The 12,364-nt window shown below is 74.5% G+C and carries 12 protein-coding genes; 8 read left to right on the forward strand and 4 right to left on the reverse strand.

What is annotated here, in order from left to right; all coding sequences use genetic code 11:
- The first annotated feature begins 8 nt into the window (after nucleotides 1–8).
- Genes RIU97_RS33560 through RIU97_RS33570 form a run of 3 tightly spaced genes read left to right on the forward strand, consistent with a single transcriptional unit; the run spans nucleotide 9 to nucleotide 3,490 of the window.
- Nucleotides 9–2,537 carry a beta-glucosidase gene (locus RIU97_RS33560; RefSeq protein WP_404961259.1) on the forward strand — a complete coding sequence of 843 codons (2,529 nt, stop codon included), beginning with the start codon at nucleotides 9–11 and terminating at the stop codon, nucleotides 2,535–2,537.
- A gap of 57 nt (nucleotides 2,538–2,594) precedes the next feature.
- On the forward strand, nucleotides 2,595–3,266 hold the full coding sequence (locus RIU97_RS33565) for a DedA family protein (protein WP_404961260.1): 672 nt from the start codon (nucleotides 2,595–2,597) through the stop codon (nucleotides 3,264–3,266).
- On the forward strand, nucleotides 3,263–3,490 hold the full coding sequence (locus tag RIU97_RS33570) for a hypothetical protein (protein ID WP_404961261.1): 228 nt from the start codon (nucleotides 3,263–3,265) through the stop codon (nucleotides 3,488–3,490). Before RIU97_RS33565 ends, RIU97_RS33570 begins: the two co-directional genes overlap by 4 nt.
- On the opposite strand, the gene RIU97_RS33575 is transcribed toward RIU97_RS33570, so the two are convergent.
- On the reverse strand, nucleotides 3,487–4,032 hold the full coding sequence (locus RIU97_RS33575) for a gamma carbonic anhydrase family protein (RefSeq protein WP_404961262.1): 546 nt from the start codon (nucleotides 4,030–4,032) through the stop codon (nucleotides 3,487–3,489). The two genes, RIU97_RS33570 and RIU97_RS33575, sit on opposite strands and share 4 nt — an antisense overlap.
- Before the next feature lie 143 nt (nucleotides 4,033–4,175).
- On the opposite strand from RIU97_RS33575, the gene RIU97_RS33580 reads away from it, so the two are divergent.
- Nucleotides 4,176–4,922 carry an acyltransferase gene (locus tag RIU97_RS33580; protein WP_404961263.1) on the forward strand — a complete coding sequence of 249 codons (747 nt, stop codon included), beginning with the start codon at nucleotides 4,176–4,178 and terminating at the stop codon, nucleotides 4,920–4,922.
- A 16-nt stretch (nucleotides 4,923–4,938) separates the two neighbouring features.
- Here RIU97_RS33580 and RIU97_RS33585 read toward each other — a convergent pair whose 3' ends face one another.
- Nucleotides 4,939–5,805 (reverse strand): EamA family transporter, encoded by an 867-nt coding sequence (locus tag RIU97_RS33585; RefSeq protein WP_404961264.1) that lies wholly within the window; start codon nucleotides 5,803–5,805, stop codon nucleotides 4,939–4,941.
- Between the two features lie 120 nt (nucleotides 5,806–5,925).
- Between RIU97_RS33585 and RIU97_RS33590 the strand changes: the two genes are divergently transcribed.
- The gene (locus RIU97_RS33590; protein ID WP_404961265.1) at nucleotides 5,926–6,510 is read left to right on the forward strand and encodes a helix-turn-helix domain-containing protein; all 585 of its coding nucleotides are present in this window, start codon (nucleotides 5,926–5,928) and stop codon (nucleotides 6,508–6,510) included.
- On the opposite strand, the gene RIU97_RS33595 is transcribed toward RIU97_RS33590, so the two are convergent.
- Entirely contained in the window at nucleotides 6,507–6,911 is a 405-nt protein-coding gene (locus tag RIU97_RS33595) for a CoA-binding protein (RefSeq protein WP_404961266.1), read from the reverse strand. The genes RIU97_RS33590 and RIU97_RS33595 overlap by 4 nt on opposite strands.
- 106 nt (nucleotides 6,912–7,017) lie before the next feature.
- Between RIU97_RS33595 and RIU97_RS33600 the strand changes: the two genes are divergently transcribed.
- From RIU97_RS33600 to RIU97_RS33610, 3 genes are all read left to right on the forward strand, one after another.
- Complete coding sequence (locus tag RIU97_RS33600; protein ID WP_404961267.1) at nucleotides 7,018–7,644, forward strand: YigZ family protein; 627 nt, start codon at nucleotides 7,018–7,020, stop codon at nucleotides 7,642–7,644.
- An 85-nt stretch (nucleotides 7,645–7,729) separates the two neighbouring features.
- On the forward strand, nucleotides 7,730–8,899 hold the full coding sequence (locus RIU97_RS33605; protein WP_404961268.1) for an exonuclease SbcCD subunit D: 1,170 nt from the start codon (nucleotides 7,730–7,732) through the stop codon (nucleotides 8,897–8,899).
- Nucleotides 8,896–11,907, forward strand: coding sequence for an AAA family ATPase (locus RIU97_RS33610; protein WP_404961269.1), 3,012 nt, complete (start codon nucleotides 8,896–8,898; stop codon nucleotides 11,905–11,907). The genes RIU97_RS33605 and RIU97_RS33610 overlap by 4 nt, the downstream gene beginning before the upstream one ends.
- Here RIU97_RS33610 and RIU97_RS33615 read toward each other — a convergent pair.
- Nucleotides 11,897–12,343, reverse strand: a complete 447-nt coding sequence (locus RIU97_RS33615) for an Lrp/AsnC family transcriptional regulator (RefSeq protein ID WP_404961270.1) — start codon at nucleotides 12,341–12,343, stop codon at nucleotides 11,897–11,899. The two genes, RIU97_RS33610 and RIU97_RS33615, sit on opposite strands and share 11 nt — an antisense overlap.
- Nucleotides 12,344–12,364 lie beyond the last annotated feature (21 nt).

Consider the following 12,364-nt stretch of genomic DNA (forward strand, 5'->3'; position numbering starts at 1 on the left):
GAGCGCCGATGAGCGAGGCCGTGTCCAGACGTTCGGCGATGCGGCTGCTCGCGGCGGCGGGCGGAGTCGGAGCGGCCCTCGGTGCGGGGGCCTGCGCCCCCACCGTGCCGCCGGGTGCGGGACTCTCCAAGGCACCGCCCGCGGCGGGACCCACCGGGGGATCCGCCGCCGGGCCCGGGGGCTCAGGCGCCGCCCGCATCGACGCCCTGCTGGAACGGCTCACCCTCGAAGAGAAGACCAGCCTGCTGCACGGCGCGCAGGACCCCGCCCGCCTCGGCCAGGCCGGCTACGTGCCCGGCGTACCGCGCCTGGGCATCCCGGCGCTGCGCCTCGCCGACGGGCCCGCCGGAGTACGGGTCGCCCGGCACGCCACCGCACTGCCCGCGCCGGTCCTGCTCGCCTCCGCCTTCGACCCGGCGCTGGCCCGCGAATACGGCCGGGTCCTCGGCCGCGAGGGCCGGGCGCTCGGCCAGGACGTCCTGCTCGCGCCCATGGTCAACCTGATCCGGACCCCGTACGCGGGCCGGAACTTCGAGACCTTCGCCGAGGACCCGCGGCTGACGGCGGACCTGGTCGCGGAGGTGGTCCGGGGCGTCCAGGACGAAGGGCTCGTCGCCACCGTCAAGCACTTCGCCCTCAACAACCAGGAACACGGCCGCCACACCGTCGACGTGACCGCCGCCGAGCAGACCCTGCACGAGACCGAGCTACGGGGCTTCGAGGCCGCCGTGGCCGCCGGCGCGGGCGCCGTGATGGGCGCGTACAACAAGGTCAACGGCGTCCACGCCTGTGAGAACAAGCCGCTGCTCGACGAACTGCTGCGCGGGAGCTGGGGATTCGACGGCTGGGTGATGTCCGACTGGAACGCCGCCCACAGCACCGTCGCCGCCATCGGCGCCGGCCTCGACATGGAGATGCCCGGCGGCACCCACTTCGGCGGCCCGCTGCGCGAGGCGGTGCGCGGCGGTTCCGTGACCGAGGCCGCCGTCGACCTCGCCGTCCACCGGATCCTGACCACCATGGACCGCTTCGGGCTGCTGGCGGCCCGGCCCGCCGCCCGGCCCGCGCGCGACGCCACCGCCGGGGCCCGGGTCGCCCGCAAGGTGGCCACCGCCGGGGCGGTGCTGCTCCGCAACGAAGCCGGCACCCTGCCCCTGACCGGCGCCGCCGCCCGCTCGATCGCGGTGATCGGTCCCACCGCCCAGGTGCCGTTCGTCGGCGGCGGGGGCAGCTCGCACGTGGTCCCCGAGGGGGCGGCCGCCCCGCTCACGGCCCTGCGGCAACGGGCCGGGAACCGCTCCGCCGTCCGCCACGCCCTCGGCGAGGACCTGTACGGACGGCCGCTCCCCGCGCACCTGCTGACCCCGGCCGCCGGCCTCGACGAGCGGAGCGTGGCCCCCGGGCGCGAGTGGAGCCACGAGGGCGAGTTCCGCCTCGCGGCGGACGACGAGTGGACCCTGATCGTCCACTACACCGGGCAGCGGCCCGCCGTGCGCCTCGACGGCGAGGAGCTGTTCCCCGTCCGGCAGGGCATGGCCGAGCACTTCGCCGGCGGACTCCTCGGCTGCGCACCCGACGGGATGGCCGTCCGCCGCCGCACTCTCGCCCTCAAGGCGGGCACCCACCGGCTCGCCGTGACGGCCAGGGGCGGGGACGGGGGCCAGCGCTTCCGGCTCCGGCACACCACCGGGGCGAGCCGGGCGGCGGACCTCGCCGAGGCCGTGAGGACGGCGAAATCGGCCCGCAGCGTGATCCTGTTCGCCTACGAGGACGCCACCGAGGGCAGGGACCGGACCTCCCTGGCCCTCCCCGGCGGGCAGGAGCGGCTGATCGAGGCGGTGGCCGCCGCGAACCCCCGTACGACGGTGGTGCTCAACACCTCCTCCGCCACGACCATGCCGTGGCTCGCACGTACCGGGGCCGTCCTCCAGATGTACTACCCGGGCCAGGAGGGCGCGGGAGCCACCGCCGACGTCCTCTTCGGCGACGTGGACCCGGGCGGCCGCCTCACCCAGACCTTCCCGGCCGACGAACGGGCGACCCCGGTCGGCGGCGACCCGCTGCGCTATCCGGGACTGGGCGGCCGGCAGGAGTACTCCGAGGGCATCCACGTCGGCCACCGCTGGTACGACGCCCAGCAGGTGGCGCCGCTGTTCCCCTTCGGGCACGGGCTTTCGTACACGACCTGGCAGTACGAGAGGCTCACGGTCCGGCCGGAGCGGGGCGGGCTGCGCGCGGAGTTCACCGTCCGCAACACCGGCCGCCGCAAGGGCACCGAGGTGGCCCAGGTGTACGTCGGTCCGTCCCCGGAGCTCCAGCTCGACCAGCCGGTGCGCGCACTGGCCGGCTACCGGCGGCTCACCCTCGCGCCCGGCGAGGCGCAGCGGGTCGCCGTCGACGTCGACGCCAGGGCCCTGTCGTCGTGGGATCCGGAACGGCACACGTGGGTGCTGGGTTCCGGCCGCCGGGAGGTGTTCGCGGGCCGTTCCTCGCGCGAGCTGCCACTGAAGTCAAAGGTCGTGGTGGCGAGCCGATAGGCTGCCCGTTCGGCGTGTCACAGGGGGCGCGCCGGGACGACACGGGAGGACGTACCGGTGCACATCCAGGAATGGCTGGAGACGATTCCGGCGGTCAGCATCTATCTCCTGGTGGGTCTGGTCATCGGGCTGGAGAGCCTCGGCATTCCGCTGCCGGGCGAGATCATCCTGGTCAGCTCGGCGCTGCTGGCCTCGCAGCACGGGGAGATCGACCCCGTGGTGCTCGGGATCTGCGCGATCACCGGGGCGATCGTGGGTGACTCGATCGGCTACGCGATCGGCCGCCGGGGAGGCAAGCCGCTGCTGGAGAAGCTGGGCCGGCGCTTCCCCAAGCACTTCGGGCCGCAGCAGGTGGCCCTGGCGGAACGCTCCTTCGAGAAGTGGGGCATGTGGGCCGTCTTCTTCGGGCGGTTCGTGGCGCTGCTGCGGATCTTCGCCGGACCGCTGGCGGGCGTGCTGCACATGCCGTACTGGCGCTTCCTCGTCGCCAACGTCCTCGGCGGGATCCTCTGGGCGGGCGGCACCACGGCCGTCATCTACTCGGTCGGGATCGTCGCGGAGCCATGGCTGAAGCGGTTCTCCTGGCTGGCCCTGGCTCTCGCCGTGCTGTTCGGGCTGGCGGTGACCCTGGTGATGCGCAGCCGGATGAAGAAGGCGGCCGCCGAGGCGGGCGCGGCCGGGGCCGGGATCCCCGCGCAGTCGGAGGCCCGGGCGACGGTCGGCGAGTGACGTCGGCGCGACAGGAAGGCGAGCCGCCCGACTGGTCCGGCGAGGGCCGGGAAGACCACTACCACCCGCTGGCGCGCGGCGCCGCGGTCACGAGGCAGACCGTGCTCGGCGCGATGGCGGGGCGCAAGCGCAACGCCGACGGCATCGAGCGCGGCTGGCGCGACCGCGACCCGGAGTACGCGGCCGTCCTGTCCGCACTCCGGATCGCGTGGGAAGCCCGTTAGCCCTCCACGGTGACCGAGGCGCGGTGCTGCTCGGCCAGCTCCACGTACATCAGGGCGTTGACCTTGATGCCCTCGCGCTCCTCGTCGGTCAGCTCGCGGCGCACCTTGGCGGGCACGCCCGCGACCAGCGAGCCGGGCGGGACCACCATGCCCTGCGGGACCAGAGCCTGCGCGGCGACCAGCGAACCGGCGCCGATGACCGCGCCGTTCAGCACGGTCGCGCCCATGCCGATCAGGCAGTCGTCCTCGACGGTGCAGCCGTGCACGACGGCGTTGTGGCCGATGGAGACGCGCTCGCCGATCGAGACCGGGAAGCCCGGGTCCACGTGGATCGTGCAGTTGTCCTGCACGTTGCTGTCGGCGCCGAGCGTGATCGGGCCGCAGTCGGCGCGCAGCACCGCCGAGTACCAGAGGCTCGCGCCGGCGGCGAGGGTGACGTCGCCGACCACGACCGAGGTGGGCGCGGTGAAGGCCGTCGGGTCGATGTCCGGGTTCTTGCCGCCGACACCCGCCACGAGTGCCTGGGCCGCCTGGTGGCTCATGTTCTCTTCCTCTGCCGTCTGTCTGTCGTCCGGGTGCCGCGCTAACGGCACCGTAGGGCACGCGGCCCGCCGCACCCGCGATGGGGTGAAGATCACAGGATGGTGGTCCGGACGACCGGCGCCGGGCGCATTAACGTGGCCGGGTGCCGAAGAACCAGAACACGTTCTCATCTCTGACGGCCCTGCGCCGCCGGCTGGCGAGCCGCGCGGTCCACACCGGCTGGCGCTGGATGCAGCAGGCCGGCGCGGTGACCGCGCAGACCCCGGGCCGGCTGCGGTTCGGTGCGATCGGGGACGGCACCCGGCTCGCCTTCCCGCAGGGCACGGTCTTCGGCGAGCAGTGGATCCGCCTCGGCGGCCACTGCATCATCGGCGAGCAGGTCACCCTCACCGCCGGCATGATGCCGGACCTCGACCTGGGCAAGGAGCCGATGCTCGTGCTCGGCGACGGGGTCGTCATCGGCCGGGGCAGCCATGTCATCGCCGACGCCCGGATCACGATCGGGGCGAACACCTTCTGCGGTCCCGGGGTCTACATCACGTCCACGAACCACAGCTACGACGACCCGCACCAGCCCGTCGGCCGGCAGTGGCCGCGCAGCGCGCCGGTGGAGATCGGCCCGGGGTGCTGGCTCGGCACCGGCGCGGTGATCCTGCCGGGCGCGCGGCTCGGCCGCAACGTGGTGGTGGCCGCGGGGGCCGTCGTACGGGGCGAGGTGCCGGACCATGCCGTGGTGGCGGGGGCGCCGGCGCGCATCGTACGGCGCTGGGAGCCGGAGACGGGCTGGCAGCCGCCGCTGCGCACGCCGGCGCCGGTGCCGATCCCGGACGGGATGACCCCGGAGCAACTGCGCGGGCTGGCCGAGCTGGCGGAGGCGGAGCAGGCGTAGAGGTGTCTGCGGCCGGTCAGCCCGCGGCCAGGAGAACCGTTCCCGCCAGGGCCAGGCCGGCGCCCGCCGCCTGGATGCCGCGCAGCCGCTCCTTGAGCACGGCGAAGGCGGCGAGCGCGGTGACCACCGGGTAGAGCGAGGACAGTACGGCGGCCATGGTGACCGGGCCGCTCTGGGCGGCGATGGAGTAGGTGCCGTTCGCCGCGACGTCCGCGAGGCCGACGAAGGCCAGCGCGGGCAGCAGCCCCCACAGGATCCGCGGGCCGGTGCCCGTCGGCAGGGCCGGGACGCCGCGCCGGGACCGGGCCCACAGGGCGGCGCCGCCCACGGCGACATTGGTCACCCGCTGGACGAACAGCGCGAGGAACAGCCCGGTGAGGGTGGTGGACGCCTCCGCGATCAGGGCCATCACCGCGCCGAACCCGAAGGCCGCGACCAGGGTCAGGACGACGGCCTGCCGCTGGACGGGCGCGCCGCGCAGCTCCGGGCCGCCCGCGAGGACGATGCCGACGACGGCCACCGCGATGCCCGCGAACTGGCCGAGGCCGGGCCGCTCGCCCAGGACCAGGCCCGCGGTGACGGGCACGACCACCCCGAGGGAGCCCAGCGGCGAGACCACGCCCATCGGGCCGAGGGCCAGCGCCTTGTAGAAGCTGAGCATCGCGACCGGGCCGACCAGGCCCGCGCCGACCGCGAACCACAGCTGCGGTCCGGCCTCCCGCCAGGCGCCGGTGCCGAGGACCACCGCGCCGAGCACGAGGACCGCGACGATCTGCGAGACGACGACCACCGTGAGCGCCGGTATCCGGCGGGTCAGCAGCCCGCCGCCGAAGTCGGCGAGACCCCACAGCACGGCTGTGGCCAGGGCGAAGAGGGCGGTCATGCGGGGCCTCGCAGTACAGTGCGGTGAACGGTGGAGTGCAGCATTGATGACACCGCGATGATAGTTCAGTCCATTGGACTGCGTCATCCAAGATATTGGACGAAATGGAGTGGGCAGTCCGTGTCCGATCTCGAAGAGCTCACCCAGGCGCTCGCCCGCAACCTCAAGCGGTGGCGCGGGGAGCGCGGCTTCACCCTGGAGGGGCTGGCGGCCCGGGCGGGGGTGAGCCGCGGGATGATCATCCAGATCGAGCAGGCCCGTACGAATCCCAGCGTCGGGACCACGGTCAAGCTGGCCGACGCCCTCGGAGTCAGCATCACCACGCTGCTGGACCACGACCGCACCCCGCAGGTGCATGTGGTGCTGCCCGGTCAGGGGGTGCGCATGTGGTCGTCCCCGGCGGGCAGCGGTGCGAGCATGCTGCTCGGCGACGACAGGCGCGGGCCGGTGGAGATGTGGATCTACCGACTGGAGCCCGGCGACGGGACCGCCTCGGACCCCCACCCGGCCGGCACCTTCGAGATGCTGCACGTCACGGAGGGAGAGCTGACCCTCGAGGTGGACGGCGAGCGGTACGCGGTCCCGGCGGGCGGGGCCGTCTCGTTCGAGGCGAACCTGCCGCACGCCTACCACAACGAGGGGCCCGGGCCGATGGAGATGACGATGGCCGTCTCCATCCCGCCCGTCCGTCCGGCAGGGGGCTAGAGCGCGGGGATCTCGATCGCCGGGCAGCGGTCCATGACCATGGTCAGCCCGGCCGCGCGGGTGCGGTCGAAAGCGGCCTCGTCGATCACGCCGAGCTGGAACCAGACGGCATCGGCGCCGGCGGCGGCCGCCTGGTCGGCCACCGGGCCGGCCAGCTCGCTGTTCACGAACACGTCCACCACGTCCACCTTGAACGGGATCTCCTCCAGCGAGGCATACCCGCGCTCGCCGTGCACCGTCTCGGCCTTGGGGTGTACGGGGATCACGCGCTTCCCGAACCGCTGGAGCACGCGGGCCACCCCGTAGGCCGCCCGGTCCTGGTTGTTCGAGAGGCCCACCACGGCCCAGGTGTCGCCGAGCTCGGTGAGGATCTTGCGGATGGTTGCCGGGTCGCCGTACACGGGCGCCGCCTCCTGTGGTTCTCGTCCGTCGTTCAGGGCTGCTGGGGTTGCCGTTCAGCCTGGTCAACCGAAAGGACGCATGTCCGATTCCCCGTAGGGTGGAGCGGTGAAGGCAGACCAGTACGTGACGGTGGCCCGCGAGGGCGTGCACGAGTCCGAGATCAACCGCTCGCGCTTCCTGTGCTCGCTCGCGCCCGCCGCGACCGAGCAGGAGGCGCAGGGGTTCGTCGCGCGCATCCGCAAGGAGCACCCCACCGCCACGCACAACTGCTTCGCCTACGTGGTCGGCGCCGACGCCTCGGTCCAGAAGGCCAGCGACGACGGCGAGCCCGGCGGCACCGCCGGGGTGCCGATGCTGCAGATGCTCATGCGCCGCGACATCCGTTACGCCGTCGCCGTGGTCACCCGCTACTACGGCGGCGTCAAGCTCGGCGCCGGCGGTCTGATCAGGGCCTACGGCGGAGTCGTCGGCGAGGCGCTCGACGAGCTCGGCACCGTCACCCGGCGCCGCTACCGGCTGGCCACCGTCACCGTCGACCACCAGCGGGCCGGCAAGACGCAGAACGATCTGCGCGCCACCGGCCGGACCGTGGTCGACCTGCGCTACGGCTCCGCGGTGGAGATCGAGGTCGCCCTCCCGGAAGCGGATCTGCCGGCCTTCGAGGCCTGGCTCGCCGACAGCACCGCGGGCACCGCCGGCCTCACCCTCGGCGGAGAGACGTACGCGCCCTGAGCGACCCCGGGGACGGGTTAGCGTAGAGGGGTTCAGCGAGCGGGAGACGACCAGGGGGAGACGGCATGCGCGGCGGGGCCGGCGAGTGAAGTTCCTGCACACCTCGGACTGGCACCTCGGCCGGGCCTTCCACCGGGTGAACCTGCTCGGCGCCCAGGCCGCCTTCGTCGACCACCTCGTCGCGACCGTCCGCGAGCGCGAGGTCGACGCCGTCCTCGTCGCCGGTGACGTCTACGACCGGGCCGTGCCCCCGCTGCCCGCCGTCGATCTGTACGACCGGGCCCTGCACCGGCTCGCCGACCTCGGCGTGCCCACCGTCATGATCTCCGGCAACCACGACTCGGCACGCCGGCTCGGCGTCGGCGCCGGACTGATCGACCGGGCCGGGATACACCTGCGCACCGACCCGGCCGGCTGCGCCGACCCCGTCGTCCTGGCCGACGTACACGGCGAGGTGGCGCTGTACGGGCTGCCCTACCTGGAACCGGCCCTGGTCAAGGACGAGTTCCGTGCGGAGAAGGTGAGCCACGAGGCGGTACTGGGCGCGGCCATGGACCGGGTCCGGGCCGACCTGGCCACCCGCCCGCCCGGCACCCGCTCCGTCGTCCTGGCACACGCCTTCGTCACCGGCGGGCAGGCCAGCGACAGCGAGCGCGACATCACCGTCGGCGGGGTCGAGGCCGTGCCCGCCTCAGTCTTCGACGGGGTGGACTACGCCGCCCTCGGCCACCTCCACGGCTGCCAGACCATCAACGAACGGGTCCGCTACTCCGGTTCCCCGCTCGCCTACTCCTTCTCGGAAGCCGACCACCGCAAGACCATGTGGCTGATCGAACTGGGCGCGGAAGGGGAGATCGCCGGCGCCGAGCGGATCGACACCCCCGTACCGCGCGCCCTCGCCCGGCTGCGCGGACGCCTCGACGACCTGCTGGCGCAGCCGGCGTACGCGGTGCACGAGGACGCCTGGGTCGAGGCCACCCTCACCGACCCGGTCCGCCCCGACGACCCCATGGCCCGGCTCGCCGCCCGTTTCCCGCACACCCTCAGCCTCGCCTTCGACCCCGAGGGCCGTGAGGAGGAGGCCGGCTCCTCCTACGCCCAGCGGCTGCGGGGCCGCAGCGACCAGGAGATCGCCGAGGACTTCGTCGCCCACGTACGCGGCGGCGGACGGGCGGACGAGGCCGAACGGGCCGTCCTCCAGGGCGCCTTCGACGACGTACGGGCCGACGACAGCCGCCAGGAGACCCACCGATGAGGCTGCACCGGCTCGCCGTGACCGCCTTCGGGCCCTTCGCCGAGCCCCAGGAGATCGACTTCGACGCCCTGTCCGGCGCCGGGATCTTCCTGCTGCACGGCCCCACCGGAGCGGGGAAGACCTCCGTGCTCGACGCCGTCTGCTACGCCCTCTACGGCTCCGTGCCCGGCCCCCGCCAGGCCCCCGGCACCAGCCTGCGCAGCGACCACGCGTCCGCCGGGACCCCGACCGAGGTCACCCTCGAACTCACCGCCGGCGGCCGCCGACTGGAGATCACCCGGCGCCCCGAACAGGAGCGCCCCAAGAAGCGCGGCACCGGCACCACCAAGGACAAGGCCCAGAGCCGGCTGCGCGAGCACACCGGCGAGGACTGGCAGCCGCTCAGCCGCTCCCACCAGGAGATCGGCGAGGAGATCGAGCAGCTCCTCGGCATGAGCCGCGAGCAGTTCTGCCAGGTCGTGCTCCTGCCGCAGGGGGAGTTCGCGAAGTTCCTGCGCGCCGACGAGGCGGCCCGCGGCCGGCTCCTCGGCCGGCTCTTCGACACCCGCCGCTTCGCCGCCGTCGAGACCCTGCTCGGCGAGCGCCGCCGGGCCGCCGAGGCCAGGGTCCGGGCCGGCGACGAGAAGGTGCTGCACACCGCGCAGCGGCTCGCCCAGGCCGCCGGGGACAGCGCCGACCTGCGGGCCTGGCCGCTGCCCGGACACCAGCCGGGAGACCCCGGGCTCGCCCCGGCGGTCCGCGCCTGGGCGGCCGTCGCCCGGTGCTCGGCCCGGGAGCGGCAGGACGTCGCCGAGTACGCGCTCGCCGCCGTCGAGAGCCGGCACCACGCCGCCCGGCGGGCCGCCGAGGACGCGCGCGAGCTCGACCGGCTGCAGCGCCGGCACGCGGAGACCACCCGCCGGGCCGCCCTGCTCGCCGAGGCGGAGCCCGAGCGGGAGCGCGTGCGCGGCCTACTGGACCGGGCCCGGCGCGGCGCCCTGGTGGCCCCCGCCCTGGAACTGCGCGGCGCCGCCTCCGCAGCGCACCTCACCGCCGCGCACGCGGAGGCCGCTGCCCGCGCGGAGCTCCCGCCGCAGCTGAAGGAGGCGGGCACCGAGCAACTGGCCGCCGTGGAACAGCGGCTGCGCGAGGACCTGGGCGCGCTCGGGGCCGCCCACCGGGCCGAGCAGCGCAGCGCCGAGATCGGCCGTGAGCGGGCCGACCTGGAACGGGAGTCCCGGGCAGCCGAGGAGCAGCACCAGGAGACCGCCGAGTGGCTGGAGCGCTGGGAGGCGACCCGGACCGCCCTGCAGGAGCGCGTGGACGCAGCCCAGCAGGCCGCGACGCTGGCCGAGCAGCTCGCGGGCCGGCTGGAACCCGCCCGGATGCACCTGAACGCCGCCCGCCGCAGGGACGAGTTCGCGGCGGAAGCGGACCGCGCCGAGGGCGAACTGCTCACCCTGCGCGAGGAGTCGGCCGCCGCCCGGGAGCGCTGGCTGGAGCTCAAGGAGGCCCGGCTGCGCGGGATCGCCGCAGAACTCGCCGAGGCCCTGGTGGCGGGGGAGGCCTGCACCGTGTGCGGGTCCGCGGAGCACCCGGCTCCGGCCCGGCCGGCACCCGGCCACGTGGACCGCGCCGCCGAGGACGCGGCCCACGGCCTCTTCGAACGGGCCGAGCGGGCCAGGGCCGCCGCCGACCGCCGGCTCGCCGCCGCCGGGGAGGCCCGCGACGAGGCCGCGGCCGCCGCCGGGGACGCCACCACCGATGAACTCCTCGCCCTGACCGCGGACCTGAGTGCCCGGCACGCCGCCGCCCACGCCGCGGCCGCCGGACTGCACACCGCCCGGGAACGGCTCGCCCGCGCCGAACGGGAGCACGCCGCGCGCAGCACCGAGCGCCAGGGCGCCGAGACCCGGGCCGCCGCCAGGGCCTCCCGGCGCGAGGCCCTGGACCGGGAACAGGCCTCGCTGGAGGCCGAGCTGACCCTCGTACGGGACGGCGCGCCCACCGTCGCGGCCCGCGCCCGGACCCTGGAGGACCGGGTCCGGATGGTCTCGGGCGCCGCCGGAGCGCTGCGCCGCGCCGAGGCAACCGCCACCCGGCTGAAGGAAGCCGACGACCAGCTCGCCGACGCTGCCTTCAAGGCCGGATTCGACACCATCGAGGCCGCCGCCGACGCGGTGCTCCCCGAGTACGAACGCACCGCGCTCCAACACCGGCTGGACGCCTGGCAGACGGAGGAGGCCCTCCTCGCGGACCGCCGCGGCGAAACCGGCGCCGCCGAAGCGGCAGCCCTGCCCCCGGCCGAACCGGAGCGGGCCGAGGCGTACGCGGCCGGGGCCGCGGCGAAGCTCCGTACGGCGGGGTCGGCCGCCGACGCGGCCCGGGTGCGCTGCGCGGAGCTGGACCGGCTCTCACGGCAGGCCGAGCAGGAACTGCGCGCGCTCGGCCCGCTGCGGGAGGCCTACGACCGCGTGGCCCGGCTGGCCGGACTCACCGCGGGCACGTCCGCCGACAACGAGCGCAAGATGCGCCTTGAGGCCTACGTGCTGGCCGCCCGGCTGGAGCAGGTGGCAGCCGCCGCGACGGTACGGCTGCTGCGCATGTCGGGCGGCCGCTACACCCTGGTCCACTCCGACGCGCGCGCGAGCGGACGGGGGCGCTCCGGACTCGGGCTGCACGTGGTCGACGCCTGGACCGGCAGCGAGCGGGACACCGCCACCCTGTCCGGCGGCGAGACCTTCTTCGCCTCGCTCGCCCTCGCGCTGGGCCTCGCCGACGTGGTCACCGACGAGGCGGGCGGCATGCGCCTCGACACCCTCTTCATCGACGAGGGCTTCGGCAGTCTCGACGACCAGGCGCTGGACGAGGTGCTCGACGTACTGGACTCGCTGCGCGAGCGCGACCGCAGCGTCGGCATCGTCAGTCACGTCGCCGACCTGCGGACCCGGGTCCAGGCCCAGCTGGAGATCGTCAAGCAGCGCGGCGGCTCAGTGGTGCGCCACCGGACGGCGGCATTCACGGACTGAGGGGCCGGCGGGGCAGCGGAGAGGAGTAGACGATGCTCGTCGTCACCGAACCGAGCCCCGCGATCCGGCCCGTGACCTCCTCCAGGTGCGACATCGAGCGGGTCGCGACCTTGAGGACGAAGCAGTCGTCGCCCGTGACGTGGTGGGCCTCCAGGATCTCCGGGGTGGCTTCCAGGAAGTCGTGGAAGGGCTTGTAGTTGCCGTGCGGGTAGCGCAGCCGCACCAGGGCGAGGATGGACTTGCCGAGCCGTTCCGGGTCCACCACCGCCGTGTAGCCGGTGATGATGCCGGTCTCCTCCAGCCGGCGGACCCGCTCGGTGACGGCGCTCGCGGACATGGACACGGTGCGGGCGAGCTCGGTGAAACTGGCGCGGCCGTCCCGCTGGAGTGCTTCGAGGATGCGCCAGTCGGTGGCGTCAGGGGAATAGTCGGTCATGGTGCAGGTCTAGCAGGGGAA

Source organism: Streptomyces sp. 147326 (assembly GCF_045000215.1).
In the GTDB taxonomy this organism is placed as follows: Bacteria; Actinomycetota; Actinomycetes; order Streptomycetales; family Streptomycetaceae; genus Streptomyces.

What these genes read in the sequence shown, in the direction of transcription:
- RIU97_RS33560 (WP_404961259.1), top strand. Translation starts at nt 9, where the DNA reads ATGAGCGAGGCCGTGTCCAGACGTTCGGCGATGCGGCTGCTCGCGGCG.
- RIU97_RS33575 (WP_404961262.1), bottom strand. Translation starts at nt 4,032, where the DNA reads ATGAGCCACCAGGCGGCCCAGGCACTCGTGGCGGGTGTCGGCGGCAAG.
- RIU97_RS33585 (WP_404961264.1), bottom strand. Translation starts at nt 5,805, where the DNA reads ATGACCGCCCTCTTCGCCCTGGCCACAGCCGTGCTGTGGGGTCTCGCC.
- RIU97_RS33610 (WP_404961269.1), top strand. Translation starts at nt 8,896, where the DNA reads ATGAGGCTGCACCGGCTCGCCGTGACCGCCTTCGGGCCCTTCGCCGAG.
- RIU97_RS33615 (WP_404961270.1), bottom strand. Translation starts at nt 12,343, where the DNA reads ATGACCGACTATTCCCCTGACGCCACCGACTGGCGCATCCTCGAAGCA.